Below are 25,212 nucleotides of genomic sequence, written 5' to 3'. Positions count from 1 at the left end.
TGAGCGCCTCACCCGTTCTGAACGTGCGGCGTGGAAGGGTGGCGACAGGACCGCAATGCAGGAACCGTCGCCATGGCCGACAGCAAGCAGAAACACAGACCCGCCCCGGAAAGCGGTTATCGGGAACAGCACGATCCACGCGGACAACCCGGACAGCACCAGAACAAGGACGGAAGGCAGCTGCCGGAGAACGCCGACAACGCCAAGCCTAAGCCTCGAGAGCCCGAGCAAAAACCGGCAAGGCGCAAACCGGCTCCCTAGCCCGGCATCGAAAGCATCGGCCGTGGCCGCGGACGAACCGGTGGTCGAAGCGGAAGCAATCAAGAAGTAGACGCAAGGCTGGCGTCCAGGTGCTGCTGGCCGCTATCGTAGCGCCCGCCCTCATCACTCGAGAACCGGCCGCGATGACCGTGTCCGAAAACGCAACCGGACACGACGCGCCGGCCCATTGCGAAAACTGTCACGCACCGCTGCATGGCGAGTTCTGCCATCAATGCGGACAATCCATCCACAACCCGGTTCGCCATGCGGGGCATGCGCTGGAAGAAGTGTTCGAGTCGTTCTGGCATCTGGACGGACGCGTATTCCGCACCTTGCGCGATCTGTTGAGACCGGGCCACACCGCCATGGAATACCTGGCCGGCCACCGTCAGCGTTACCTGCCGCCGTTGCGCATTTTCGTGATCATGAGCCTGCTGGCGTTCTTCGTGGGCAGGGCCACGATCCATTTCGACGACGAGCCGGTTTCTCCCCAAGTCGACGTCACTGCCATTACTCAAAGCAAGACCGTGGCGGAAGTGGAACGCAATCGCGACCGAATGCTGGCCGAGCTTGAAGAGGGGCGCAAGGAAGGCGGCAAGGTAATTCCGGGCGTGGACGCGGTGATCATCGCCGCGCAAGTGAAGATCCAAGGCGAGGCGGCCAACCGTATCGTGGAACTGACGTCCGGCAAGAATGCGGAGGCTGCTTCCACTGCGCAAAAAGACGGTGCGGAAGCCGCTCCGTCCAAGGGCGAACTATTCTCCATCGAAAATGAAGCCTGGAACCCCGAAGCGAATCCAGTGAAGATCGGCTGGCTGCCGGCTTTCGCCAACGCCTGGCTGACCCGCAAAGCGGGCCATGCCATCGACAACATAAAGCTCATGGAGAACCGGCCAGACCGCTATTTCCAGGCTTTCATGGGCTCGTTGCCTTCGGCCCTGTTCGTGCTGGTGCCGGTGTTCGCGCTGATGTTGAAGCTGTCCTACTTCTTCCAGCGCAGGCTGTACATGGAGCACTTGGTGGTGGCTCTTTACAGCCATGTGTTCCTGCTGATGGCGTTGACGACGATCTTCGTGTTCATGGCCCTGAGCGGGGCGTTGTCCGCGCACGTGCACTGGCTTTCGATTCTGCTCAATATCGCGGTCGTGCTGTTGCTGCTGTGGATGCCGATCTACCTGCTGCTGATGCAGAAGCGCGTTTATGGGCAAGGCTGGATCATGACGCTGGTGAAGTATTCGGTTATCGGCTTCGTGTACGTGAATCTGCTGGCCACCGTGGCTGCGGTGATGTTTCTGGTGACGCTGGCGAAGGGCTGAAGGCAGCATCGCGCCCGCATCGCCGCCGGGCACACGCCCGCGCGATCAGCGGTCGCCGGATCCGGGCGCCACACGGGTGTCAGTCGCGATCCAGTTGACCTCCCAGGTCTTGCCGCCATCGGCCGAATACGCCTGCTCGAAATGGCAAGAAGTCGCAGTGATATCGGAAACGACGAAGCGCACCAGGATGGCGCGGCCGTTGAGCGTTTCCTGCGAATAGAACTCGCCGCGACCTCCACTGAATCCGCCTATCGACGGCGGACTCAGGGTGCCGGTTCTGATATTGGAGAAGTTGAGGCTCCATTGGCGCGTTTGCGGATTGTAGAGGCGCAACGAGAGTCCTTCGATGCGGCCGGCAGGGCCTTGCACCTCCAATTCCACCAGATTCGCGCGTCCGCCCAGTACTTTGCTGACGACGGTAGTGCCCTCGTACTCGACCCATTTTTTCGAGCCCGACAGCGGATCGACGAGCCGCTTCAGCTGCGTGCGCCAGGTACCGATCTCGAAGTCGAAATCATGCTGCCCATCGCGTCGCGCTTCCGACGCCGGTGCATTGGTCGCGGTTGCTGTCTGGGCAGCTGCGGGATGCGGCGCAACGACGGCCAGTAAGGCGAGCGACAGCAAGGATCCGAAACCGGCGCGAGAGGTTTCCATCTGGGCGACTCCTGACGTCCGGGCAGGCGGACGATTTCGGTCATTCTAGGAAAACGACTGTGAAGTGCGGTATGCAATTCTTGCTATCAGGCGCGCTGCGCTTCTGTCGCTGGATTGATTGTTCGCCTGTAATACTCCGCCGTACCCTCACCCCAACCCTCAGCCGCTTGAGGCGGCTTCGATTCCCGCTGGGAGAGGGGCTTTCATGAAGAGTCCACCTGGGTGCGGTGACTTGCCGGCAGCGCAGGTCAGTCTTTCGCGTAGCAGCCCAGGAACATGTCCACCGCCGATGCGGCCACCTGCTCCTGCATGTCCTTACTCAGTGGCGGCGCGCCCAGGGTGATCTGCGGCCAGAAGGCGAAACTCTTCACCAGTCCCTGGATCTGATGCGCGGCGAACACCGGATCGAGCGGCTTCAGTCGTCCGTCGGCCAGCGCGGCGCGGATCCAGATCGTCACGCCTTCCTCCTTGCCGCCCATTCGCGCCACCATGCTTTGCGCGCGCTCCGGCGAGTGGATGGTTTCGGCGATCGCCACGCGCGCCAGATCGATGAAATTGGCGTCGTCCAGCATGCGCAGTTTCTGCCGCAGCAGTTCCAGCAACTGCTCGCGCAGCGGGCGGTCGGGGCGATAGGTCAGGTCGATCAGGGCCGTGCTCTTTTCCCACAGCTGCACCAGGATCTCGGCGAACAGCGCGTCCTTGCTGGGGAAGTGGTTGTAGACCGTGCGTTTGGAGACGCCGGCGGTGGCGGCGATGCGATCCATGCTGGTCGCCTCGAAACCATTGCCCCGGAATTCGTCGATGGCCGCCTGCAAGATGGCCAGGCGCTTGCGGTCGGTCAGGCGCTGCGGGGCAGGGGAAGACTTGGAAATCGGGCACATGCTGCCATTTTACACTCAGTGGTTTACTTTTTAAAATATGGGAACTACACTGTGCAGTGTAGGCAGTGGCCGTCACTGTCCAGCCCATCGCCAGCCACGCCCCGCCGCCCATGAAACTCCCCGTCCGCTCCCTGATCCTGCTTGGAATTCTGACCATGACCGCCTGCGTCCTGCATGCCACTTCCCGTACCCCCGCCCACCCGGACTCGCCGCAGCTGCACGAGGGCAAGTTCCAGAACGCGGTGCCCACGCCGCCCACGGGCTTCCTGAAAACCGTGCGCTTGGCCTGGAACGTGCTGACCAACAAGCCGCGCGACACCGTGCCGGCCGGTGCCATCCCCCTGCAGACCCTGACCCGCGCCGAGCTGGTGGCGGCGCCCGACCGCAGCTTGTTCCGACTGGGGCATTCCACCGTGCTGCTGAAACTGCGCGGGGAGTTCTGGCTGACCGATCCGGTGTTTTCCGACCGCGCCTCGCCGGTGCAATGGGCCGGACCCAAGCGTTTCCATCAACCACCGATCTCCATTGCCGACCTGCCGCCGATCAAGGGCGTGCTGTTGTCGCACAACCACTACGACCATCTGGATCACGCCGCGATCCTCGCGCTCGCCGACAAGACCGACTACTTCCTCGCCCCGCTGGGCGTGGGCGACACCTTGATCGAATGGGGCGTGCCTGCGGACAAGGTGCAGCAGTTCGACTGGTGGCAAGCGGCCACAGTGGACGGCCTGCGTTTCGTGGCGACGCCTGCGCAGCATTTCTCTGGTCGCGGTCTGTTCGATGCCAATAAATCGCTGTGGGCGTCGTGGGTGATCGTGGACGACGATCTGCGCGTGTTCTTCAGCGGCGACACCGGCTACTTCGACGGCTTCAAAGCCATCGGCGAGCGCTTCGGTCCGTTCGACGTGACGCTGATGGAAACCGGCGCTTACGACAAACAATGGCCGCATGTGCACATGCAGCCGGAGCAGACGTTGCAGGCGCATCTCGACCTGAAGGGCAAGTGGTTGATGCCGGTGCACAACGGGACGTTCGATTTGGCCATGCACGCCTGGCACGAACCTTTCGACCGCATCTCCGCATTGGCCGCGGAGAAGGGCGTGCGCTTGACTACCCCGTCCATGGGTCAGCGGCTGGATCTGCAGAGGCCGCAAGCAGGCGATGCCTGGTGGCTGGCGACGCAGTGACTTCTTCCCACGCGGATTCGAGAAAAAAGATCATGAGCACATGGACCACCCACGACATTCCGCCGCAAAGCGGAAAGATCGCCCTCGTCACCGGCGCCACCGGCGGCTTGGGTTACGAAACCGCGCTTGCGCTGGCCGATGCGGGCGCCGACGTGATCCTGGCCGGGCGCAACCAAGACAAAGGACGCGCCGCACTGCAGGCCATACGCACGGCGATTCCTTCGGCGCGTTTGCATTGGCAGACGCTCGATCTGGCCAGTCTCGCGTCGGTGTCCGACTTTTCGAAGCGCATCGCGGAAAAATTTCCGCGGGTGGATACGCTGGTGAACAACGCAGGGGTGATGGCGCTGCCGAAGCGGAAGACGACCAGCGACGGTTTCGAAATGCAATTCGGAACCAACTATCTGGGCCACTTCGCGCTGACCGCGCACTTGCTGCCGTTGCTGCGCGCCAGCGACAGCGCGCGGGTGGTGAGTCTGGCTAGCCTGGTGCATCGTCAGGGCCGGATCGACTTCGGCGATCTGCAGGGCGAACGGCTCTACAAACCTTGGAAGGCCTACAGCCAGTCGAAACTGGCGATGCTGATGTTCGCGTTGGAACTGCAACGACGTAGCGACGCAAACGGCTGGGAGCTGAAGAGCACCGCCGCGCATCCAGGATGGGCGCGCACCGAGCTGATGGCCAATGGGCCGAATTCGGAAGCGCGACGAGTCGTTATGAACGCGCTGTCCGCGGTGTTCCAGCCCTGGTTGAGCCAGTCCGCCGCCGCCGGCGCCTTGCCCACGCTGTTCGCAGCCAGCTCGCTTGCGGCCACCAATGCCGGTTACTACGGGCCAGACGGCTTCAACGAACTCAAAGGCGCCCCCGCGCCAGCGAAGATATCCGAGCGGGCGAGCGATACCGGAGTCGCCAAACGGTTGTGGGAAATTTCCGAGCAGCTGACTTCAACGCGCTTCTGATCCGCGCGTTGTCAGCCTACGCGGCAACCACAGCGACTCAGTTGGTGAGCTGGCCCTGGTATTTCAACCAGGCTTCTACCTGAGGCGCGGAGTCGCCCACGGCGTCGATGGCCTGTAACAGCTGGTTACGAGAAACGCCCAAGCGTGTCGTCCAATATTGCACCTGCTGTTGTTGCTGCAGGGAAATCAGGCTTGTGTTGTCGTTGTCGTGGCCAGCATCGTCTGGTTGGTCTGTCATGACTGCTCCAAGGGCTGGGTTCGGAAGGACCGTAACTAACATGCGCCGATAGTCGGCAACCCGCTGTGAGGATGGCGTGCAGAAACTGGATGTCCGCTTTATGCGGTTCAGGTCGTTAATAAGGCATGTAGTCCGGGCGGCGACGGCGTCACGGCCGGCTCACGGGACAGGTGGAAGATAGCGCTACGAGGGTAGGCGGGAAGGTACTTTTATGAAGACATTGAGAGCCGCATGCTTCCTGTGCCTGGGGATGATGCTGGGAACCATGCTTTCCGCGATCTGACTGTCTGTTCAGGCATCTCTGCGCGCGAACACATCGGCAATGCGGCCGCGCGGCCAGGCTGCGGTCTGTGCTTCACTTGGGAATAGATCGCGCTCGTTGTTTGCCGTCGATGATCTTGATCGCCTGCCGCAGCACCATGTCGGTTCCATCGTCGACCAGGGGCGTAGTGATGGCGATGTCCGGAACCACCCCTTGCGCTCGCGTATCGCCGTTAGAACGCAGGATTCTCGCCTTCGGAAAACTCACTTCGATGCCGGTTCTGGGTAAGGTGAATTTCTCCAGTGCGCCGTAGGTGCTGGCCAGATCGGCGGTCTCCTCGCCCAGCACCGTGCCGAAGCCATAGTCCTGCGCGATAGCCGCAACCAGCACCGTATTCGAATAGGAATGGCGGTTGATCAATAGGTACACCGGGCCGGCGAAACGAACACCTTCACGCGGAGAGACCAAAGAAATAGGGAAGCTGACCCGGTTGCCCAAAGGTTTGCCGTCATAGGCGGCCGCCAATCGCAATGAGGTCGAGTTCGTTTCCCCGCCTTTGCCCTGCAACCGCTTGCGATTGGATTCTATGGCCGCAGTGCTGACCTTGATGTCGAACTCCTCGCTGAAGCGGAACGGCTTGTCCGCGAACCAGGCCACCATCAGGTCGCTGAAGGAATTGTCGCCTCCGGGGTTATCGCGCAGATCGATCAGCAGACGATCCGCGCCTTGGGCGATGAAGCGGCTGAAGGCTTCGTCGATGAAGGACGCGAAGGCGGTGGTGTCCCAAGGATCGGCCGCGTCCGGGCGGCTGTCGTAGAACGGGCCGGGACGCAGGTAGGCCAGACCGCCCTCGAGTATGCGTGCTTCGCGCGCGCTCCAGTCCAGTTCGAAACGTTTCGGCCGCTTGGCCGCCACCGCTTCGAAATCTGCGCGGCTGAGCGCCGGCAAAGCCACTCCGGCCTGCGTACCGTCGGCTTTGCCGAGCACGAGGGCGAAGGACTGCACTTCGCCTCGCGCCAGCCACACGAACATCGGCAGTTGCGACTCCAGCTGCGCCCATGCCATGTAGTCGTTGTCGGCCGAAACGAAGGTGCGCGTCGGCTCCAGCCAGCGCAGGGCGGGCATGCCATCGATCGACACCACTTCGTCGCCCTGCGCGATCGTTCCCAGGCCGCTGTAGTCGTCGGCGACATAGGCCTTGCCGTCCACCACTCGCAGGAACAGCGGGAAAGCTTTGCCGCCGGCCTTGCGGAAGTTTTCCCAATGCTCGGCAACCGGATCTACCCGCGCGTGGGCCACGTTGCCGTAGGCCACGAATCGCTGATAGCGTTTCCAGACTTCCAATGGAGCCAACGGCGTCTCGAACCCGGCGCGCATCTGCTGGAACAGCGCGTCGTATTCCTGCTCGGGCCGACGCACGAACAGGTCGTAGTGCGAGTCCTGCAGCCGTGCGTACAGAGCGTCGAAATCGGCACGGCTGTCGTCCGGAGAAACCAGGGACGGGACGGTTTGCGCGGGCGAGCTATCGGCCGGTCCGGAGGGTGCGGAGGCGGCGCAGGCCGGCAGCGCCAGACTGAGGGCCAGCAGGATACCGGTCAGGGAGATTCTTGGGTGCAATGGCATGAGGTTTCCTTATGACGGGCCGGCAGATCGTCTGCCGGTTGCGGCGCCATTGGAGTCGAGGCCATGCTAGCCGGGCCATGACCGAATCCTCCCGTTTTCCTGATTTCTTCCGCCCGGCCGCAAAACGTCCATGAATACGCCCGCTTCCAACACCGGTCTGCGCGTCGGCGAGTGGAGCGTGGACAGCGCCGCCGGCGAATTGTCCGGCGTGCCGGGCGCGGTACGGGTGGAACCCAAAGTGATGGACCTGCTGTTGTTGCTGGCTTCGCAGCCCGGGCAGGTAGTGACGCGCGAACGGATCATGAATGCGTTGTGGCCCGGGTTGGTGGTGGGCGAGGACAGTCTGGCGCGTACCGTCTCCAAGCTGCGTCAGGCGCTGGGCGATGACGCCAGATCGCCGCGCTATGTCGAAACCATTTCCAAGCGGGGCTATCGGCTATTGGCGGAAGTGACCATGTCCGCCGCCGCGACACCGACCACAGCGCCGACGGTCGCGCCAGTATCCGCAGCCCGGAACCATAAGAAATGGCTCGGCGTCGCTGCGCTGGGAATAGCGGGCCTGATCGGATTGGGCTGGCTGCTTGGCCGCGGACCGGCACCGCCCGTTTCGTCGGATGACAGCGCCTTGCTGGTTTCGCGCGCCGACGATTACTACTTCCAGTTCTCCCGCGCCGATAACGAGGCGGCCATCGAACTCTACCAGCGCGTGCTGGCTCTGCATCCCGATCACGCACCGGCTCTGGCCGGTCTGGCCAACGCACTCACGCAGCGTGCGATCCGCTGGCCCGAATCGCCGGGTACCGGTCCGGCGGAATTCACCCGGTTGGGCGATGCGCTGGCCAACGGCCATCTGGATCGCGAACCCGCGCGTACCCAATTGCGGCGCGCGCGGCAATTGGCCGAGCGCGCAGTCGGTGTGGCGCCGGATTCGGCCGCCACGCACAAGGCGCTGGGTTTCGTGGCCGGCGCACAACGGCGTTTCGAAGCGGCACTGGTTTCCTACCGGCGTGCGGTCGCACTGGACCCGGATGCCTGGGGGCCGCTGATCAACATCGGCGACGTGCTGGAAATCAGCGGCCGCGACGATGAAGCGCTGGCGTACTTCGAGCAGGCCTATGCGGCGATGGGGCGTGCCTACGACCGCAACCCGGTACAGGTCCGGCCCTGGTATGCGCCCATGGGCGTGCTCATCGCCAGTCGTTATCGCGCGCGCGGAAACTTACTTGCCGCCGAGGCCTGGTATCGACGTGTGCTGACTCAGTCGCCGCTGCAGCCCGAGGCGACAGGCGGGCTGGCCGAGGTATTGCGAACCGGCGGCGATATCGCGGCAGCCGATCGGCTGTGCGACGAGCTCATGCAACGTGTCGGGGCGACTGCCGCCTGCACTCGGAAGGCCCGGGAATCAGCGCGCTGATCCGATGAGTCCCGGGCCCTGCGCCGAACCACTTTCACCATTCCGCAATCAGATCCTTGAACGGCTTGCTCAAGCGGATGCCGTTGGCGTCGTAATCGGCGGTCTGCTTGCCGTCGACGGTCACGCGAGTGGGCTTTCGACGGTTGGGCCAGCTGACCGACAGTGCGGTGTTCTTGTTCAATCCCGATTCCAGCCTTACCCGTAGCTGCTTTCCCTGCTGGAGCGCGCTCATGCTCAGCCGACCGTACATGGTGGGCAGGTCCTCGACTTTCAGACCTTCGCCGGCCACCCACGAGGGCGGCGTGCCGAGCAGCAACGCCAGACGGTCGTCGTCTTCATGAGCCAGCATGCCGAAAATGGTGCGCGCGTATTCCGCACCAATCCAGGTGTGCGGCATGTCGCCTAGGTAGCCCGGATAGCGCAGGCGCGAATGCACTACCTCGGCCAGCACCTGCCACGGCAGCGGACGGCGGTGGCGCAGCAGGTTCATCAGCAGTTCGTCGGCGTCCTGCGGCTGGTTGAGGTGCATGTAGGTCAGCACGTTGCGCATCTCGTACGGCGTGTACGCGTACAGCGCCCCGGGCTTGTCGCGCGAACGCACGTCGGCGAGATAACGCTCGAAAGTCAGCTTCAGCGCATCCGCCGGCATCAGGTCCTGCTGACCGGCCGGATCCAGCCCGATCGAAACGCTGGTCGGATCGCCGCCGCCGGTGTCGGCATCGGCAGGAATGAAGTCGGAACCCTTCCACTTCATCGTCGCGCGGATCGAGGCGGCCACCGATTCGCGCAGCGCGGCGTATTGTTCGCGCGCCCACTTGGCGGTTTCCGCATCGCCCCATTGCTCGGCCAGCCAAGCGCCGTCGTGCCAGCCTTTGAGCGCCCAGTAGTCGTCCCAGTAGCTGTGGGTGGGGCTGGAATAGCCTTCGTGGCTGATCGAGGGCGCGATGATGCCGTGGAAGCGTTCCGGCGCCGGCTGATCGGCCAAGTAACCGGGCGCCATGGTGCGCTCGCGCAGTTCCTGCATGAACTTCATGGCGCGCTTCACCACGTCCTGGTAGTCGCGCACGCTCGCCGCGCCGCCGTCGTAGCGCGCGGTGTCGGCCACCAGCGCGATGAATTCGCCTTGGCTGTCGTATTCGATGTCGCTGCCGAAGCCGGTGTTGACGGTGCCGTCCTGGTTGAGGATCGGCGACACCAACCCGTTCTCGTGCACGGCGTGATCGGAATACCACTTCAGATAGTCGCGGGACACCTTGGCCTGACCCACGCGCAGCAGCACCGACGAAGTAGCGGCGCCGTCGCGGATGAAAGAGCGGTTGTAGTTGCGCGGACCCGGCTGCATCGCCGGTCCGGTCTGGTTGAGCAGCATGTAGGCGCCCTGCGCGCGCAGCATGTCCACCAGCGAGTGGTCGGGCAGCGACAGGCCCAGCTTGCCGAAGCGCGAATGCCATTGCTGCGCCACTTGCGCAGCGACCTTGTCGAAACCCGCGCCCGCATCGCCTTTGGCGCCGATCAGCGCCACGCGGTCGACCGCTGGCGCCTCCGGCAACGCGTCGGTCTTGGCGTCCGCGCGCGAAGTGCCGAGCGGGAACGCCAGTACGACATCGCGGTGTTCGCCGGGCGCAAGCTTCACTTTGTAGTCGAGCAATGCCGCGGCAAGCCCGTCCGCGTCGCTCGCCCGCAGTGCCTCGGGAACGGTACCCGCGGCGACGTGCGCCGTGATCTCGCCTTCGCCGTGCGCGCCGAAGGCGGACGCGCCGCGCGCATCGGCCCGCGTCAGCGACGCGAACAGCACGCGGCCGTTGACGCGCACATCGGTGCGATCGGCGGCGCCTTCGATGGCGACTTCCCGGATCGGCGATACGCCGCCGTGCTGCCACGGCGGATTCACCTGCAGCGGACGCAATACCAACGCCAGCGTTCCGTCGATGGATTGCCGACCGGTGTTGCTGACGCGGTAACGCGTGAGCGTCACCGGCTGTCCGTTCTGTTCGACCGCCATCGCTTCGGTGCGGATCTGCAAGCCGGGCTGCGCTTCCCACTGCACCGCGGGCATCGGCATCCAGCCGTCGCGCAGCGAATGCGTACGCTCGACGTTGTCGGAAATGGCGACGCGGCCCGAGGCATCGCGCCACGCGGCCTGCACCATCGGCGCGCCCTTATACGCTTCCAGATTGCCGTACTCGTCGAAGATCGATTTCTGCATGCCGGCCGGAATGCCGACCACGGTCCAGTACACCTGCTGCTGGTGCAGCGACGACGGGAACAGTTGCGAGTTCGCGCGCGACGCCACCGCTTCATAGCGGCGGGTCGGCGTCATGATTCGTTCCGGTCCCAGCAAGCGCAGGCGCTTGATCATGGGCGCCGCGCCATCGATCTCGCCCGCGCTCAGGCGCAGCGCCGAAAGCGTATGCACCTCGCGCGCGGCGAGGTTGGAAAGATCACCCTGCGATCCGGGGTCTTCCGCCAGTACGATCCACTTGCCGGAGGCATCGCGGCCTTCCAGCTTGGCGCCGTTGCGTGGACCTTCCCACCAGACTTCCAGGCCCGGGGTGGGCAGCGGGCGGCCCAGCGCGATATCCACTTCGCGCGTGCCCGGCGCCTGGCCCTTCGCCTGCAGCGCGCGCGCCGGTCCGGTGGCGGCCCACAGCGCCTGCACGTTGTCCTTGCCGGCGAGGTTGACGATGCGCGCTGCCTGGCTGGGCGCAAGCGGCTCGAACTCAAATACCGACACGCCCCAGTCCGCAGTCTTGGGCAGACTGGCCAGGCGCACGTAGCGTGCCTTCGCCGTCGGGAAGAACAGATAGTCGGTGAATCCGCGCGAATCGCCGCTGACATAAGCGTCGTGCCACTGCTTGCCGTCCACCGAGGTCTGGATGGCGTAGGACACGGCGAAACCGCTGTCCCAATGCAGCAGCACGCCGCCGACGTCGGCGACCTTGCCCAGGTCCACCTGCAGCCAGTGGTCGGCGCTGAAAGCCCCGCCCCAACGGGTCTTGGGATCGCCGTCGATCGCGTGCGACGCGGCCAGCGCCGGCACCTGCAGCGAGGACCCAGTGGCCTTCCACTGCGAGCGCGGGGGCAGGGCGTCGCCCTTGGCCAGGGCGACCGAGGAAGACAGAAACAGCGCCGACAACAGGGCGAATCGCGACAGCCTGACGGCCGGGGACGAGCTCGGGGATTGGGTGGTCACGTGGGTTTTCCGCGTCGATTGCAGGGGAATGAAGCCGTGGGGCCGGGCTTCGCGTGGCCCCGGATACTAGTGTTGAAAACGATTACATGCGAGCCGCAGTGCACCACGACGTCCTGACCGTTCGTCGCCTAGCCTCTGACCCATGACTTTCTTCCTGTTGACTACATATGTAGTCATATGCATGATGACTACATATGTAGTCACAAGGTGGATGGCATGAGTCGCAAGAGCATCGGTGATCAGGAACTGGCGTTGCTGCAGCACATCGCGGAGCAGGGGGACGCATCGGTCGGCGAAGTCGCCGCCGCCTTCGGCGAACCGCGCGGATTGGCGCGCTCGACCGTGCTGACCATGATGGAGCGGTTGCGCGCCAAAGCTTTTCTCAGGCGCAAGCAGGTCGATGGCGGCGTGTACCGCTATTCCACCACCGCGCAACAGGACGATGTGGTGCGCAACGCGGTCGGCAGTTTCGTGGAGAAGACGCTGCAAGGTTCGGTGTCGCCGTTCGTGGCGTGGATGTCGCAGCGCACCGAGGTCAGCGACAACGAACTGGCGGAACTCGAGGCGCTGGTCGCCACCCTGCAATCCAAGCGTAAGGAAGGTTGAGCCATGGCCCTCGAATTCGTTTCGGAAATCCTGCTGCCGCGCCTGCTCGCCGCCAGCGTGCAATCCACGCTGTTCGTCGTCGTGGTCTGGACGCTGTGCAAATCGTTGCCGCGCTTGTCGGCGTCCGCGCGCGCCGGCTTGTGGTGGCTGGTGGCTCTGCAACTGGTGGTCGGCGTGCTGTGGTCCAGTCCGCTGGCGCTGCCGCTGCTTCCCGCCGAAGTGATGGAGCAGGCTAGCGCAGCGCCGGCGCCGATGACCGTGCTTTCCCTCGCGCCTGCCGAAACGCTCGCATCACCGATGACGAGCGCTTCGCCCTACCTCGCGTCATCGGCAGCGTCGTCCTGGTCGTGGTCCGGGGCATTGGCCTGGCTATGGCTGCTGGGCCTGAGTTTCATGGTTGCCCGCACCCTGCACGGTTATATGGCCACGCGACGCCTGTTGCGCGACTCGCGCGCCTGCAAGGACAGGACTTTGCTGCACGCCCTGCAACTGGCGGCCGAAGCGCACGGCCTGCGCCGCACGCCGCACCTGCGCCTGTCGGCATCGATCGATTCTCCGCAGCTGATCGGTCCATGGCGGCCGGTATTGCTGCTGCCCGCCGACCATCCGCAATCGATGCATGCCGACGAACTGGACATGGCGCTCACCCATGAACTGGTCCATCTGCAACGACACGATCTGTGGTGGGGCTTGTTGCCGGCGGTGGCGCAGCATTTGTTCTTCTTCCATCCGCTCGCGCATCTGGCCGCGCGCGAATACGCGCTGGCCCGCGAAGTCGCCTGCGATGCCGCCGTGCTGGCCGGCAACCGTCATTGCGCGCGCGACTATGGACGCCTGCTGATTCGACTGGGCGTCGCGCCAAGGCCCAGCGCCGGCCTGGCCAGCGCGTCGCCTACCTTCCATATCCTCAAGAGGAGACTGCTCATGCTGCAGAACACCGCTTCCACGCCGCGCGTCGTCGCGCTGGCCATCCTCGGGGTGGTCGCCGTGCTCGGCGTGATGCCGTACCGCATCATCGCGGCGCCCGCGCCTGCGGCAGAAACCGCGACCGCGCCGCGGGCGCCGGTCGCGACTACGCCCAAGCCGTCGGCCGCACCGGTCGCTGCGCCGGCTCCGCGCGTCGCGGCCACCCCGGTACCGGCCCCGACCCCTGTTGCCGCTGAGACTCCGGAGATCAGCCCGGCCGCCGAAATAGCACCCCCCCGACCGATTCCTGCGCCTCCGGCCCCGCCCGCTCCGGTCTCGGCCCCGACTCCTGCGGCATTGCCGGCCCCGCCTGCGCCTCCTGCTCCGCCTGCCGCAGCACGGATCACCCGCGGCACCTTTCATCTGGCCACGAACGCCAACGAGGCGTACGTACTGCTGCGTGAAGACAACAGTGTGATGAACGGCTCCATGGAAGACCTGCGCGAGGCGCAACGCTTGCAGCGCAATGGCGAGGAATTGCTGTGGTTCCGCAGAGGCGAGTCCAGGTATGTAATCCGCGATCCCGCGACATTGGAACGCTTTCGCGCCACCTATGCGGAGGTCATGCGCCTGGGCGATGCGCAATCGACCATGGGCAATCGCCAGAGCGCGATCGGCGATAAGCAGGCCGCTATCGGCAGCCGCCAGGCCGAGCTGGGCATGAAGCAAGCCGAGCTCGCCACGCGGCGGATGCGCGAAAACGAAGCCGATGCGCGCATGGCGGAGCTGGATCGCCAGCAGGCGGCACTGGAAAGGCAGCAGGCCGAGCTTGCCGCGCCCATGGCCGAACTGGATCGCGAGCAGGCCGCATTGGACAAGCGGATGAAGGCCGCCGATGCGCGTGCAGAGCGCGATGCGAAGAACTTGATGTACGAAGCCATCATCAAGGGCATGGCACAGCCGCTGAAGAAGGGCTGATCTCGGATGCTCAAGCCGCTCCTAGTGGGGCGGCAATGCGCTCAGTCCGCCTTCCAGAACTTCATCTCGCCATACTCCCACGTCCACGGCGCTCCGGTTTCGCCCAGCACGAAACGGACCAGCTGCGGGAACGCAGCTTCCGCGCGCACGTCGTTGGCCAGGATCACCACGCAACGGCGTCCGCGCTGCAGGCATACCCAAGTGTTGCCGGTGCTGTCGTTGTGACCGCCCTTGAAGAAGCCATGTCCCTGCGGGCCATCGAACACGACCACGCCCAGTCCCGCCGCTAGATCCTTGCGCCGTTTTTCGGTCGGCAGTTCCGGTTGCAGCGAGGGGAACTGGCTGGCGGTGGTAATGGGCAGCTGCGGCTTCGCCAGCTCCGCCGATCCCTGCGCCGACAGGCCCTCGCCGCGGATATATCCTGCGGAAAACCGCGCCATGTCGGCGATCGTCGTGTCCATGGAGCCGGCGGCACGCACTTTGCTGCGTTCGTCGTGCGCTTCGACGCTGCCGTCCTCGCGCCAGCCATCGGCGAGATTCTTGGCGAAGTCCGCCCGCCACATCATGCTGGTATTGGTCATGCCGAACCGGTCGAACACGCGCCGCTGCATCTCCGCGCCCAGGTCCAGGTCCAGCCCGCGCTCGATCACGAACTGCAGCAGGATCATGCCGTCGCCCGAATAGGCGTAGCGGCTGCCCGGCGCGAAGTGGAAGTGCAGCTTCTCGTCCGGTTCGACGAAATAGAAGTTGGCGAAGCCTGCGCTATGCGTCAACAGGATGCGCGGGGTGATCGCACGCCAGCGTTCGTCGCCCGACAGACTGGACCAGGGCGCATAGCGGTCGTCGTCCGGATACTCCGGCAACGGCTTGGCCAGGTAATCGCCGATGGACTTGTCCAAGTCCAGTTTCTTCTCATCCACCAGTTGCATCACCGTGTAGGCGAACGCGGCCTTGGTCAACGAGGCCGCGTACATGATGGTGTCCGTTTGCAACGGGTCGCCAGCGGCGTTGCGCGCGCCGTAACTGCGTACCTGCACCACTTTGCCATCATCGATCACCGCGATCGCCAGGCCTTTGGCCTGCGTGGCCGTCATCGCACGCGCGGCTTCGGCGTCCAGCGCCGCTTCGGTGGGAACGGCCGCGTGGGCGGCCTGCAGACACAACAATGCGAACGATCCGGAAAGCAGCGACCCCAGCCTCATCGAATTCTCTCCCGTTGCCTTGTGGACCTAAGGACTTTGCGTTTGCTTGCCGCCGCATGCCAGGCATTTGCGGTAGTCGCCGTGCGCGCCATGATGCAGCGCGCTCAGCGGTCCGCCGCAACCGGCGCAGCGAGGCGTCTTGCCGCTTTTCCAATTCCACAGCCGCAGCGTCGCGACCAGGCCGGTGACCAATGCGGCCAGCAGGAACACCGGCGGTAGCCATTTCACGTACGGCACCAGCAGGCGCAGGCTTTCCACGCTGCCGAACAGCGACGTCCACAACATGCACACCGCCGCCGCCGCCAGCGCCGTCAGCGCGGGCAGGTAGGCACGCACCACCATCCAACCGTATCGATTCATCGCCAACCGCCCATCTTCGTCGCTGCTCCCCCGTAATGCCGGCAGCTTACCGGGTTGTCTGTCGCAAACGTGGCGATGCGGCGAATATCGGCGTAAGGGATATCAGGCCGGCGATGCGTCCCGCGCATGCTTGCGCGCATCGCCCAGCGCCGCTTCCAGTTCCTGCAGCCGATACGGCTTGGGTAGCACGGAAAGCCCCAGTGCCTCGGCTTTCTGCTTCGCCGCTTCCACGTGGCCGGTGGTGAGCACGACCGGAAGTCCTGGACGACGCAATCGGATCTCTTGCGACAGGTCGATGCCGTCCAGCTGGCCCGGCATCATCACATCGGAGAACACCACGCCGAAGGGTTTCTCGCCGGCCAAGGCGCCCAGTGCGGCATCGGCATTCTCCACCCGCGTCACTTCGTAGCCCAGCGCGGCCAGCATTTCGCCGGTCAGTGCGGCCACTTCATCGTCGTCCTCCACCAGCAGCAACGATCCCTGCGCTTGCACTGCGTTGCGGTCGGGCGTTTCCGCTTCCTGCTCTTCCGCGTCGTCGACGGGCAGCTTGTCGGTGCGCGGCAGGTACAGGAACACCGTGGTGCCTTTGCGCGGTTCGCTCTCGACCCGCACGGTGCCGCGTGAGGCTTTGGCGAAGCCATGCGCCTGCGCCAGCCCCAGTCCCGAACCCTTGCCGATTTCCTTGGTGGTGAAGAACGGCTCGAACACCCGCGCCAGCACTTCGGGCAGCATGCCGGTGCCGGTATCGGCGATGGACAACTCCACGTAATCGCCGAACAGCTCTTCGTCGTTCAAGGCGGGCGCGTTGCGGCCGCCGATGCGGATGGTGCCGCCGCCGGGCATCGCATCGCGCGCGTTGACGGCCAGGTTCAGCATCACCAGTTCCAGCTGGCCGGGATCCACTTCCACCGGCCACAGTCCTGCGTCGAAAGCCACTTCCACATGCACGTCGCCACGCAGGCTGCGGTCCAGCATCTCGCGCATGCCGCCTATCTTGCGCGCCAGGTTCACCGGTTCCGGACGCAACGGCTGGCGACGCGAAAACGCCAGCAGCTGGCGGCTCAGGCCGGCGCCTTTCTCCACCGCCTGGCGCATGCCGGCGATCACTTTTTCGCGGCGCGCGGGCGCCAGGGCATCCATGACCTCCAATCCGCCGGAGATCACCATCAGCAGGTTGTTGAAGTCGTGCGCCACGCCGCCGGTCAGCTGCCCGATCGCCTCGATCTTCTGCGCCTGCTGCACGCGAGCCTCGGCCTCGGCCAGGCGTGCCTGTTCGCTGGCGCGATCGGTCACGTCGTATACCACCACGAACGCGCCGACCTGCTTGCCGCTGCGGTCCCTCAGTGCGTTGAAGCGCGCGTCGTAGTAACGCTTGCCTTCGGTGGGCGAATCGAACGTCTCTGGAACGTGGAAATCCTCGCCGCTGATCGCGCGATTCCAGAATCCGCGCATGCGTTCGGCGCGCACCGGATCGCCCTTGAGCATTTCCAGGAGGTTGTCATGGACCTTCAGGCGGTGGCCGTAGATCCTCTCGAACTCGTCGGAATAGGAATTGTTGACCGCCAGCACGTAGTAGCACAGGTCGATGGCTAGGATGTGGGTGTCGGAAAACTCCACCAAGTCGGCCAGAATGTTGCGCTCGGCCACCGCATCGGCCACCCGCTGCTCCAGCGTGTCGTAAAGCTCGCGCACGGCGTCGGCGTCGGCATGCGCGCCGGTCACGTCGAAGCCTTCCACGAAGATGCCGGTCACCTTGCCTTCCGCATCGGCGATGGGCTGGTAGACGAAATCGACGTAGCGCTCGATCGACGCGGTGCCCGGCGCACGGGTTACCTCGTATTTCGCACCGGTGGCGGAGAAAGCCTTGCCGCTGCGATACACCTCGTCCAGCAGGTCCAGGTAACCCTGTTTCACCGCATCGGGTTGCGCCTCGGCCACCGTTTTGCCCAGCACCTCGCGATTGCCGATCAGTTGCAGGTAAGCGGGATTGGCCATCTCGATGACGTGGTTCGGTCCGTCCAGCAACGCCATGAATCCCGGCGCCTGCCGGAACAGCTCCTTCAGCCGGTCGCGTTCGGCCAAATGCTTGCGCTCCGCGAGAACCTGTTCGCTGGTTTCCGCACACACCACCAGCACGCCGCCCACTCCGTGCGGCGCATCGGGTTCGTCGATGGGGCTATAGCTGTAGGTCCAGTACACGTCCTCGCGCGCGCCGTTGCGCGTGATCGGCACCAGCGCGTTCTCCTTCCAGGTGGCGTCGCGTCCTTCCATCACCTGTTCGATCTGCGGACCGATGATGTCCCAGATTTCCCTCCAGCATTCGCGGCCGCGCTGGCCCAATGCGCCAGGATGATGCTCTGGACCTAGCGAGCGAGCGTAGGCGTCGTTGTAGAACTGAATCAGCTGCGGACCCCACCAGATGAACATCGGGTGGGGGGTCGAAAGCAGCAGCCGTACCGCGGTCTTCAGTTGCGCAGGCCAAGTCTCCGGCGCGCCCAGCGGCGTGGACGCCCAGTCGAAGGCCCGCGCTCGCTCGCCCATTTCGCCACCGCCTTCCAAAAAGGCGAGCGGCCGTTTCTCGGCAGCGGGCGAGGTCATCGGCTTCCTCGGAGAAGGATCGGACGGCTCCATGTTATGCCCGACTTGCCGTGAAAAGGTCGTGTGTGGTCCAACTTTTCTGTTCGCAGGAGGGCTTTTCCCGAACTTCCTTCCGGCGCGGATCGCCGCCGCGCCGGGCCCCGCTACTCCGCCGTGGTCGGATCGATGGTGGCGATGACTTCGGAAACGCGATTGGCGGGAAAGCCGCCCCGCTGCGCGTGATCGCGGACCATCTGCTCGTTCTCTGCGCGATACAGGCAGTAGATCTTATCGCCGGTGACATAGCTGTGGATCCACTGGATCTGCGGGCCCATGTCGCTCAACACCGCGCAGGAAGCCTGCGAAATGTTCTTGAGTTCCTCGGCCGACAACTTGCCGGCGCCGGGGAGGTCGCGTTCGATCACGTACTTCGGCATGGCGGTTTCTCCAGTGAAGTCCCACAGAAACCAACGCCGTGCAACGCCGCCGTCGGCCAAAACTCGCGCCTTTTGCCGTTCAGCCCGCCATCTTTTCCAGCATATGGTCGATGACCTGGTTGTGCTCGTGTTGCGGGCTGAACAGGATGACCTCGGCATCCTTGCCGACTTTTATCGTGTGGCCGGGCGGCCAATAGAACAGGTCTCCGCCGTTGACGACTTCCTGGCTATCGTCCGCGTAGGTGACGGTGACTTCGCCCTGCAGCAGGTAGCCCCAGTGAGGCGATTGGCACAGGTCGCCTTCCAAGCCTTGCAGCAGCGGGGCGATATCCGTGCCGGCACCCAGGGAAAAGTATTCGCCGCCGATCCTGCCGTAACCGGAGGCATCGCCGAAATCCATCGTCTGTCGGGCCGTCGCCCCCGGTATTTCGATACGGACGGGGATATCGTTCTTGGCGATTCGCATGGCGCGCTCCTCCGCTGCGGACGTGGTGGAGGCGATGGATCGCTGTCGTCCTGCCTATTCCTCAACCAACGCCACGCAACGCCTCCATCGGCCAGGAAAAGCCCTGTAGGAGCGACGCGAGTCGCGAAGCCCTAGGCGGGCAGCAGCGCCCTCAACAGCATATATAGCCCCAGCACTGTCAGTCCGGCGAGGAACCAACGGCGAAACGCTTCGGGATGCAGTTTGTCGCGCACGCGTTGTCCGAGATACATGCCGGCAAGCGCAGGAAGAACGGCGAGGAGCGAATTGCCGGCTTCGGTCAGTTCGTAGTGGCCGGTCAGTGCGAGCGCTGCCGCCAGCGCGATGGTCGAGACGGTGAAAGACAAGCCCAAGGCCTGAATGAGTTCGTCCTTGGACAGATTGAGAGAGCCCAGGTAAGGCACGGCGGGAATGACGAACACTCCCGTGGCTCCGGTGATCACGCCCGTCAGCAGGCCGACCAGGGGCGACGACCAGGATTCCGCTTTGGCGGGAATGGCGAAGCGGCGGGCGACGAGGCTTACCAAGCCATAAAGCGCCAGAATGCCGCCAAGCGCTGCGCTAGCCATGGACGAAGACGCGCCGGTAAGGACGCCGATGCCGATCCCTGTGCCCACGCAGAGCGTGAGCATCATGGGCGCCAAACGCCGAAGCAAAGCGACGAAGTTGGGGCCTGCGAGAAGCTGCCAGAGGTTGGTGACCAGCGAGGGGACGATCAGGATCGCGGCTGCTTTGGCGGGCAGCATGGCCAGGCTGAGCAGTCCCATCGCGAACGTGGGAAGGCCCATGCCGACAATGCCTTTCACGAAGCCTGCCGCCGTGAAAACCACGGCGATGAATAGCGCGAGAAGAGCGGTATCGGTCAAGGACTGGGCATCCCTGAATCAGGTCCCACGAGCGGACTCGTCGCTAGGCGATTCAGGCCCACGCGTTCGCATTCTTGGGAAATCCCGGGCGTTGGATGCGGACGACGCAGAACCGTTGTCCGGTCGGGGCCTGCATCACCACCCACCGCTCCAAGCGGTCGACGACTTCGGCGCCTAATGCTTCCAAGCGGGCCACTTCAGCGGGAATATCGTCGGTTTCGATGTCTAGGTGAACTCTGCTCTCATGGTCGACGCGCTGAATCTGCACGATAGGTTCGTCGGCCGGTGTCTCCAACATGCGGTAATTGCCGCGAGTGCCCGGGTGATCGGGGTCGATAGCGCGTCCCAACGCTCCGGCCCAGAAGTTGGCGGCCTCATCGATATCAGGCGTATTGCAGTCGATCAGCAGCGCACAGAGTCGGGAATGATGCATGGCTTTTCTCTCAAACTTGGATTCGAACGATTGTGTGCGATTGTATGAGCTTCCAGTTGCTGCTTCCCTGCCCTCAGAAATCACAATGCAGCTTGCCGACGATCCGCTCTTTGCCGATGGTCATGCGGACATTGTTACCTATACCCTCAAGGGTGAAAGATGGCGGAAGGCTCGGATCGCCGGGGTTGCGATAGGCGAGATTGATCTTGCTTTTTCGTTCGTCGAACTCCAAAACTTTGTATGAGCCCGCGGGAAGACTGCGTGGGCCCCTGGGCAGGCTCATCAGAATCGCCCCTATTTCCCCATAACCGATGAATTCAATGCTGTAAGACGAAGAGCCGCTCGAACCCTCGAACGCGCACATCGTGCTGGTCGCCGAAGCTGGTATTGCTGCCGCAGCAAGAAAGACAGCAGAAATCACTCGATGAATTTTCATTGCGACTATCGCCAGGTTTGAGCCGGCCCGTGATCCGGGCCGGGCTTGGATGAGAGGTTAGGTGGTAACCCGCAAGGCCAGGAATTGCCCGCTCGCACTAAGAAAAACACAAAATGCGGAGAACAAGAGTGTTTTGCCCATAGCTAGCAGGGCTGGACGCCATGAAAATGCGCGAAAGAAGTAGTAGGGAATGCCAACAGGCGCGATAATTCCGACTAACAGCGGAGCTCCCATGGGCGGTACGATTCCAAAAGTTGCGGCGTGCGATTTGCACCACGCAAATAAAAGGACGGAGAGAACCACCGCATGTGGCAGAGTTGCTTCGTTGTAGGGCTGGCCAAAACTCGGCGTAAACGGCTCGATGAAACCGCCGACTAGCCAAGTTGCGGCGATGGCCAAGAGCAGGATGCGGTCACGAGCCACGATTTCCACCTAGGTTGAATTAAGTCGACCCCGCGAAGCGGTTTCGGCTCGAATTGTCAGGCGCCACCAGACGCTCGCTCCCATGATGCCACTGGTCCGGGACCGGAATGAAATAGCGGGTGGCATAGGGGCCTGCCGAGCTCGCGCCACTGCGCAAAGAGCGCGGGGCTGCGGGCAGCGAGTTTTTGCAGGAGATGCTCCCACTCGTAGTTGATCTGCCCGCGAGTCGCCGAAATAGGCGCGACCGGCCGAACGGGACCGATCTTGGTGCGATCGAACGTGTAGCCGCGCGAAGTCGCTTCGGCGTGGACGGTTGCCAGATACGCATTGATCGCCAGACGCGGCGATGCATGCGCTTTGAAGCGTTCAAGCTGAGGGTGGTGCGTATACCCCCGTGTTTCACCGCGAAGGACGGCGCGCGCTAGCAAAGCCTCGCGCCATAGCGCGACCAGGCCTTGTGGGTCCAGGTACTTGGGATGCAATGTCCAGAGCCGCATGCGTAGCGCCTATCCCCTGAGTTGTGCCGATCCGTGAAGCGGATTCGGTTTGAACGAATTGCTAGGAGGCGACCCGCCATACCCAACGCATAACCAGCTCTCCATCCGTATCCACCAGCGTACCTTCCGGGGAGAACCCCAGGCGAGCGACCACGTTGGAGGACGCAGTATTGTCCGGAAGTATATGGGCAACGACTTGCTGGACCAGATCGCTCCGCGCGGCCAGTTGTTGGAGCTTCCCAACGGCCATGGTTGCGATTCCGTGACCTCGCTCTGCGCGGGCGACGCCATAACTGATCTCCACGCTGCCGTTAACGGGCGCGGTTTTGAAGCCGCATGCGCCAAGCAGCGTTGAACGGGAGGTGGAAACTATCAAGAACGGAATGCACCAGAGAGCCGGCGTGCCCAGATCCAGCTGCGTTAGTGCACGGGCGACGGTCTTGGAAGGCGGCAATGCACCCTCAGCAATGTGCAGTGCCTCGAGCTCAATGCGCTCAGAGACGGCAAGACGGCACAGGTTGGGCACACTGAGTTGGATGAGTTGAATCGACTCCGGATCTAAGGCCTGCATGGTCTCTCCGCAACCTAACGCCTGCATGGTCTCTCCGCAACCTAACGCCTGAATCGAGCCGACTGCGAAGTCAGTTCGGCTTGAATGATTTAGGTCGCATCCGACGTAAGAGGAGCAAACCTGCGAACTCGATGGCCGTCAATGACAACATGCTCACAGAACATGGCGTACGGCCGAACCCAGAGGCCACCGTCTCCATAAAGCGCCCTATAGACAACGACAGCCCCAAGAGTCTCGCTGTGCCGAGCAACGGCTACCACCTCATAGTCGTTGCCCTTGTAGTGCCTGTAACGACCGGGAGCAAGTTCGGGAACGGGAGGAAGTTTGGACATTAGTTCTCTAAGAGTAGTGGTTAAGCGCAAACGGCCTAATTCTCAGTGTGCCCCAATTTTGAGGCGAAATTAATAGTCCTCCGACACCGGAGTGCCGGTCAATCGTAATTTCTGGATCAGCAAACACGTGCGGCCGCAGGCCACCTTCCACTCGACCGTACGAACTGCAGGCGGACGCCTCTGTCCGATGGGTTGCATGAGTGAGTGGATGAAAGGACGAGGACTTCGCGACTGACGTCGCTCCTACAGACGGCCGCGCGCGTCGTCCGTCGGCAGCAACTGCCAGGTATTCCTGCCGGCCTTCTTGGCCGCGTACAACGCCGCGTCGGCGGCGGCGGTCAGGGTCTTGGCCACGGCCGGGTGCACCGAATAGGCGATGCCGATGCTGGTGGTGACGTGCAGAATAGAATCCCCCACCGCGATGCCTTCGCCCATCGATTCGATCAGCTTGCGGGCGATCATTTCGGCGGTGGCCGGCGCCGACAGATCCTCGATCAGCACCACGAATTCGTCGCCGCCCAGCCGCGCCACCAGATCGCCCGAACGCACGCACGCGCTGAGGCGCTGACCGAAGATGCGCAGCACCTCATCGCCCGCCGCATGGCCGTAACTGTCGTTGACCTGCTTGAAATGATCGATGTCCATGTACATCAACGCCACCGCCAGCCCCTGCCGCCGCGGCCGGCCCAGCGCATGCGTCAGCCGCTCGTCGAACTGGCGGCGATTGGCCAGCCCGGTGAGGCTGTCCAGACGCGCCAGCGCTTCCAGCTCATTGCGGCTTTCCCGCAACGCCTGCTCGGCGGCCACCCGCTGGGAGACGTCGCGACCGGCGAAGATGATGTCCATCGCCGCGCCGCCATCGGCACTAGGGATCGAACGCGCCGCGGCTTCCATCCAGACGTAGTGCCCGTCCTTGTGGCGCAGTCGGTAGATCGCGGTAACCGGATGGCCCGAAGCCAACACCGAGGCGATCGTCTGCTGCTGCACGGCGCGGTCGTCGGGATGCACCAGGTCCTGGCTGGGCCGGAGCAGCTCGGCCGGCTCCCAACCCAGAATGTCTCGCGCCGACGGCGAAACATAGAGTCGTTGCCCGTCCGCGCGCATCCGTACCACCACATCGTGCGAATAGTCGGCCAGCATCCGGTAGCGCAGTTCGCTCTCGCGCACGCGGGCCGTCAGTCGGGCGCGCTCGGCCATGCTCAGCGCTACCGGGAAACTCATCAGGCAAGCCGTGCCGACGAACAACTGCAACAGGATCGTGCGTTGGATAATGTTGCTGTCGTGCACCAGGGCCAGCGGCCCATAGCCCAGCGCGGTGGCGACGCCGCCGACGATGGCCAGCAACGAGATGCCGGCCACCACGCCGGCGAAGCGATGCCGGAAAACTCCGTACAGCAATGGCGGATAGACCAGGAACAGCAATGGATAACTGGACTGGTAGAACACCGCGGCGCAGACCACGGCGATCAGCAACATGTCGCTCAGGAAAATCCAGCGCCGCCCGGGAACGTCGCTCAGGCCGATCCCCTTTCGATGGGCCACCAGCGTCAGCGTCGCTACGATCACCATGCCGACTACGTGCGCCGAATACCAGATCAGGAAGGTAGTCAGGAACGGCGTGTGGGAAGTGGCGGAGACGACTGCGCTGGCCAGCAGGCCAGAGACGGCGCAGGCCGCCAGCGTACTGCTGGTGGCGATGCCTCCCAGGCCGAGCCAGCGCGTGGGATTGCCGATATCCGGGACCAGCCGCCGGACCATGCCGGCGACGATCAGCACTTCGAGCAGATTGAAGGCGCTGAGTGCGAAGCTCAAACCCAGACCGTCGCCGGACAGCAGCCGCACCAAGAGTTCGGCGACGAAGCCGGCGCCGACATAGCCTGGCCAGAGTTCGGTCCGACGCGACAGCAGCCAGCCGACGAAGATGCCGCTGCTCACCCATACCGCGGAGACCTCGCCGGGCAAGCGGGCGACGTTCAAAGACACCCAGGCCGTGGCGCCGATCAGCAACGCCATGATCAGCCGGTCCCGCCAGAGCCGGGTGCGGTGCGATTGTGAGGACGTGTCGTCGTTCAACAGTGGACATCCTGCCCTGTGCGGCACCGGAAGCTTATCGGAG

At 63.9% G+C, this 25,212-nt stretch carries 25 protein-coding genes; 7 read left to right on the top strand and 18 right to left on the bottom strand.

Translation table 11 applies throughout. The annotated features are described in order from the left end of the window. Nucleotides 1-72 precede the first annotated feature (72 nt). Together J2W94_RS08855 and J2W94_RS08850 are read left to right on the top strand one after the other, a co-directional pair. Nucleotides 73-261, top strand: coding sequence for a hypothetical protein (locus J2W94_RS08855; protein WP_310092305.1), 189 nt, complete (start codon nucleotides 73-75; stop codon nucleotides 259-261). A gap of 143 nt (nucleotides 262-404) precedes the next feature. Then, nucleotides 405-1,577, top strand: a complete 1,173-nt coding sequence (locus tag J2W94_RS08850; RefSeq protein ID WP_310092303.1) for a DUF3667 domain-containing protein — start codon at nucleotides 405-407, stop codon at nucleotides 1,575-1,577. A gap of 45 nt (nucleotides 1,578-1,622) precedes the next feature. Here the strand turns inward: J2W94_RS08850 and J2W94_RS08845 are convergent, their stop codons facing one another. Continuing rightward, complete coding sequence (locus tag J2W94_RS08845; RefSeq protein ID WP_310092301.1) at nucleotides 1,623-2,231, bottom strand: hypothetical protein; 609 nt, start codon at nucleotides 2,229-2,231, stop codon at nucleotides 1,623-1,625. A 248-nt stretch (nucleotides 2,232-2,479) separates the two neighbouring features. Further along, complete coding sequence (locus tag J2W94_RS08840) at nucleotides 2,480-3,112, bottom strand: TetR/AcrR family transcriptional regulator (protein ID WP_310092299.1); 633 nt, start codon at nucleotides 3,110-3,112, stop codon at nucleotides 2,480-2,482. A gap of 155 nt (nucleotides 3,113-3,267) precedes the next feature. Here J2W94_RS08840 and J2W94_RS08835 point away from each other — a divergent pair, with 155 nt between their 5' ends. Then, a complete protein-coding gene (locus J2W94_RS08835) occupies nucleotides 3,268-4,299 on the top strand; it encodes an MBL fold metallo-hydrolase (protein WP_430540576.1) in 1,032 nt (343 codons plus the stop codon). A 32-nt stretch (nucleotides 4,300-4,331) separates the two neighbouring features. Next, nucleotides 4,332-5,258, top strand: coding sequence for an oxidoreductase (locus tag J2W94_RS08830; protein WP_310092296.1), 927 nt, complete (start codon nucleotides 4,332-4,334; stop codon nucleotides 5,256-5,258). Nucleotides 5,259-5,295: 37 nt separating this feature from the next. Here J2W94_RS08830 and J2W94_RS08825 read toward each other — a convergent pair whose 3' ends face one another. Then, complete coding sequence (locus tag J2W94_RS08825; RefSeq protein WP_310092294.1) at nucleotides 5,296-5,496, bottom strand: DUF3606 domain-containing protein; 201 nt, start codon at nucleotides 5,494-5,496, stop codon at nucleotides 5,296-5,298. A 355-nt stretch (nucleotides 5,497-5,851) separates the two neighbouring features. Then, complete coding sequence (locus tag J2W94_RS08820) at nucleotides 5,852-7,381, bottom strand: S41 family peptidase (protein WP_310092292.1); 1,530 nt, start codon at nucleotides 7,379-7,381, stop codon at nucleotides 5,852-5,854. Between the two features lie 130 nt (nucleotides 7,382-7,511). Between J2W94_RS08820 and J2W94_RS08815 the strand changes: the two genes are divergently transcribed. Then, on the top strand, nucleotides 7,512-8,795 hold the full coding sequence (locus J2W94_RS08815; protein ID WP_310092290.1) for a winged helix-turn-helix domain-containing protein: 1,284 nt from the start codon (nucleotides 7,512-7,514) through the stop codon (nucleotides 8,793-8,795). Between the two features lie 34 nt (nucleotides 8,796-8,829). On the opposite strand, the gene J2W94_RS08810 is transcribed toward J2W94_RS08815, so the two are convergent. Then, nucleotides 8,830-11,988 carry a discoidin domain-containing protein gene (locus J2W94_RS08810; RefSeq protein ID WP_310092289.1) on the bottom strand — a complete coding sequence of 1,053 codons (3,159 nt, stop codon included), beginning with the start codon at nucleotides 11,986-11,988 and terminating at the stop codon, nucleotides 8,830-8,832. 216 nt (nucleotides 11,989-12,204) lie between these two features. Here J2W94_RS08810 and J2W94_RS08805 point away from each other — a divergent pair, with 216 nt between their 5' ends. Further along, on the top strand, nucleotides 12,205-12,594 hold the full coding sequence (locus tag J2W94_RS08805) for a BlaI/MecI/CopY family transcriptional regulator (protein ID WP_310092287.1): 390 nt from the start codon (nucleotides 12,205-12,207) through the stop codon (nucleotides 12,592-12,594). A 3-nt stretch (nucleotides 12,595-12,597) separates the two neighbouring features. Further along, the gene (locus J2W94_RS08800) at nucleotides 12,598-14,478 is read left to right on the top strand and encodes a M56 family metallopeptidase (RefSeq protein ID WP_310092285.1); all 1,881 of its coding nucleotides are present in this window, start codon (nucleotides 12,598-12,600) and stop codon (nucleotides 14,476-14,478) included. A 41-nt stretch (nucleotides 14,479-14,519) separates the two neighbouring features. On the opposite strand, the gene J2W94_RS08795 is transcribed toward J2W94_RS08800, so the two are convergent. From J2W94_RS08795 to J2W94_RS08735, 13 genes are all read right to left on the bottom strand, one after another. Continuing rightward, nucleotides 14,520-15,680, bottom strand: a complete 1,161-nt coding sequence (locus J2W94_RS08795; protein ID WP_310092284.1) for a serine hydrolase domain-containing protein — start codon at nucleotides 15,678-15,680, stop codon at nucleotides 14,520-14,522. A 27-nt stretch (nucleotides 15,681-15,707) separates the two neighbouring features. Beyond that, a complete protein-coding gene (locus tag J2W94_RS08790) occupies nucleotides 15,708-16,040 on the bottom strand; it encodes a hypothetical protein (protein WP_310092282.1) in 333 nt (110 codons plus the stop codon). Between the two features lie 102 nt (nucleotides 16,041-16,142). Then, nucleotides 16,143-18,638 carry a PAS domain-containing protein gene (locus tag J2W94_RS08785; protein ID WP_310092280.1) on the bottom strand — a complete coding sequence of 832 codons (2,496 nt, stop codon included), beginning with the start codon at nucleotides 18,636-18,638 and terminating at the stop codon, nucleotides 16,143-16,145. 143 nt (nucleotides 18,639-18,781) lie between these two features. Then, on the bottom strand, nucleotides 18,782-19,054 hold the full coding sequence (locus tag J2W94_RS08780; RefSeq protein ID WP_310092278.1) for a DUF4242 domain-containing protein: 273 nt from the start codon (nucleotides 19,052-19,054) through the stop codon (nucleotides 18,782-18,784). A 79-nt stretch (nucleotides 19,055-19,133) separates the two neighbouring features. Continuing rightward, nucleotides 19,134-19,520: a hypothetical protein gene (locus J2W94_RS08775; RefSeq protein ID WP_310092276.1), complete on the bottom strand. Its 387-nt coding sequence runs from the start codon at nucleotides 19,518-19,520 to the stop codon at nucleotides 19,134-19,136. Nucleotides 19,521-19,651: 131 nt separating this feature from the next. Next, nucleotides 19,652-20,404 (bottom strand): sulfite exporter TauE/SafE family protein, encoded by a 753-nt coding sequence (locus J2W94_RS08770; RefSeq protein WP_310092274.1) that lies wholly within the window; start codon nucleotides 20,402-20,404, stop codon nucleotides 19,652-19,654. A gap of 52 nt (nucleotides 20,405-20,456) precedes the next feature. Next, nucleotides 20,457-20,837, bottom strand: coding sequence for a VOC family protein (locus tag J2W94_RS08765; protein WP_310092272.1), 381 nt, complete (start codon nucleotides 20,835-20,837; stop codon nucleotides 20,457-20,459). 73 nt (nucleotides 20,838-20,910) lie between these two features. Next, nucleotides 20,911-21,273 (bottom strand): hypothetical protein, encoded by a 363-nt coding sequence (locus tag J2W94_RS08760; RefSeq protein ID WP_310092270.1) that lies wholly within the window; start codon nucleotides 21,271-21,273, stop codon nucleotides 20,911-20,913. 57 nt (nucleotides 21,274-21,330) lie between these two features. Then, a complete protein-coding gene (locus J2W94_RS08755) occupies nucleotides 21,331-21,696 on the bottom strand; it encodes a hypothetical protein (protein ID WP_310092268.1) in 366 nt (121 codons plus the stop codon). A gap of 56 nt (nucleotides 21,697-21,752) precedes the next feature. Further along, nucleotides 21,753-22,193, bottom strand: coding sequence for a pyrimidine dimer DNA glycosylase/endonuclease V (locus tag J2W94_RS08750; protein ID WP_310092266.1), 441 nt, complete (start codon nucleotides 22,191-22,193; stop codon nucleotides 21,753-21,755). 61 nt (nucleotides 22,194-22,254) lie between these two features. After that, entirely contained in the window at nucleotides 22,255-22,764 is a 510-nt protein-coding gene (locus J2W94_RS08745; protein WP_310092264.1) for a GNAT family N-acetyltransferase, read from the bottom strand. Between the two features lie 89 nt (nucleotides 22,765-22,853). Further along, a complete protein-coding gene (locus J2W94_RS08740; RefSeq protein WP_310092262.1) occupies nucleotides 22,854-23,096 on the bottom strand; it encodes a DUF1653 domain-containing protein in 243 nt (80 codons plus the stop codon). Between the two features lie 243 nt (nucleotides 23,097-23,339). Continuing rightward, the gene (locus tag J2W94_RS08735; RefSeq protein WP_310092260.1) at nucleotides 23,340-25,169 is read right to left on the bottom strand and encodes a diguanylate cyclase domain-containing protein; all 1,830 of its coding nucleotides are present in this window, start codon (nucleotides 25,167-25,169) and stop codon (nucleotides 23,340-23,342) included. Nucleotides 25,170-25,212: the final 43 nt, after the last annotated feature.

The sequence above is a fragment of the Pseudoxanthomonas sacheonensis genome, from assembly GCF_031455975.1.
GTDB classification, from domain to species: domain Bacteria; phylum Pseudomonadota; class Gammaproteobacteria; order Xanthomonadales; family Xanthomonadaceae; genus Pseudoxanthomonas_A; species Pseudoxanthomonas_A sacheonensis_A.
This window is presented reverse-complemented; position numbering and strand designations above follow the sequence as displayed.

What these genes read in the sequence shown, in the direction of transcription:
- J2W94_RS08855 (WP_310092305.1), top strand. Translation starts at nt 73, where the DNA reads ATGGCCGACAGCAAGCAGAAACACAGACCCGCCCCGGAAAGCGGTTAT.
- J2W94_RS08850 (WP_310092303.1), top strand. Translation starts at nt 405, where the DNA reads ATGACCGTGTCCGAAAACGCAACCGGACACGACGCGCCGGCCCATTGC.
- J2W94_RS08845 (WP_310092301.1), bottom strand. Translation starts at nt 2,231, where the DNA reads ATGGAAACCTCTCGCGCCGGTTTCGGATCCTTGCTGTCGCTCGCCTTA.
- J2W94_RS08840 (WP_310092299.1), bottom strand. Translation starts at nt 3,112, where the DNA reads ATGTGCCCGATTTCCAAGTCTTCCCCTGCCCCGCAGCGCCTGACCGAC.
- J2W94_RS08835 (WP_430540576.1), top strand. Translation starts at nt 3,268, where the DNA reads ATGACCGCCTGCGTCCTGCATGCCACTTCCCGTACCCCCGCCCACCCG.
- J2W94_RS08830 (WP_310092296.1), top strand. Translation starts at nt 4,332, where the DNA reads ATGAGCACATGGACCACCCACGACATTCCGCCGCAAAGCGGAAAGATC.
- J2W94_RS08825 (WP_310092294.1), bottom strand. Translation starts at nt 5,496, where the DNA reads ATGACAGACCAACCAGACGATGCTGGCCACGACAACGACAACACAAGC.
- J2W94_RS08820 (WP_310092292.1), bottom strand. Translation starts at nt 7,381, where the DNA reads ATGCCATTGCACCCAAGAATCTCCCTGACCGGTATCCTGCTGGCCCTC.
- J2W94_RS08815 (WP_310092290.1), top strand. Translation starts at nt 7,512, where the DNA reads ATGAATACGCCCGCTTCCAACACCGGTCTGCGCGTCGGCGAGTGGAGC.
- J2W94_RS08805 (WP_310092287.1), top strand. Translation starts at nt 12,205, where the DNA reads ATGAGTCGCAAGAGCATCGGTGATCAGGAACTGGCGTTGCTGCAGCAC.
- J2W94_RS08800 (WP_310092285.1), top strand. Translation starts at nt 12,598, where the DNA reads ATGGCCCTCGAATTCGTTTCGGAAATCCTGCTGCCGCGCCTGCTCGCC.
- J2W94_RS08795 (WP_310092284.1), bottom strand. Translation starts at nt 15,680, where the DNA reads ATGAGGCTGGGGTCGCTGCTTTCCGGATCGTTCGCATTGTTGTGTCTG.
- J2W94_RS08790 (WP_310092282.1), bottom strand. Translation starts at nt 16,040, where the DNA reads ATGAATCGATACGGTTGGATGGTGGTGCGTGCCTACCTGCCCGCGCTG.
- J2W94_RS08785 (WP_310092280.1), bottom strand. Translation starts at nt 18,638, where the DNA reads ATGACCTCGCCCGCTGCCGAGAAACGGCCGCTCGCCTTTTTGGAAGGC.
- J2W94_RS08780 (WP_310092278.1), bottom strand. Translation starts at nt 19,054, where the DNA reads ATGCCGAAGTACGTGATCGAACGCGACCTCCCCGGCGCCGGCAAGTTG.
- J2W94_RS08775 (WP_310092276.1), bottom strand. Translation starts at nt 19,520, where the DNA reads ATGCGAATCGCCAAGAACGATATCCCCGTCCGTATCGAAATACCGGGG.
- J2W94_RS08765 (WP_310092272.1), bottom strand. Translation starts at nt 20,837, where the DNA reads ATGCATCATTCCCGACTCTGTGCGCTGCTGATCGACTGCAATACGCCT.
- J2W94_RS08760 (WP_310092270.1), bottom strand. Translation starts at nt 21,273, where the DNA reads ATGAAAATTCATCGAGTGATTTCTGCTGTCTTTCTTGCTGCGGCAGCA.
- J2W94_RS08750 (WP_310092266.1), bottom strand. Translation starts at nt 22,193, where the DNA reads ATGCGGCTCTGGACATTGCATCCCAAGTACCTGGACCCACAAGGCCTG.
- J2W94_RS08745 (WP_310092264.1), bottom strand. Translation starts at nt 22,764, where the DNA reads ATGCAGGCCTTAGATCCGGAGTCGATTCAACTCATCCAACTCAGTGTG.
- J2W94_RS08740 (WP_310092262.1), bottom strand. Translation starts at nt 23,096, where the DNA reads ATGTCCAAACTTCCTCCCGTTCCCGAACTTGCTCCCGGTCGTTACAGG.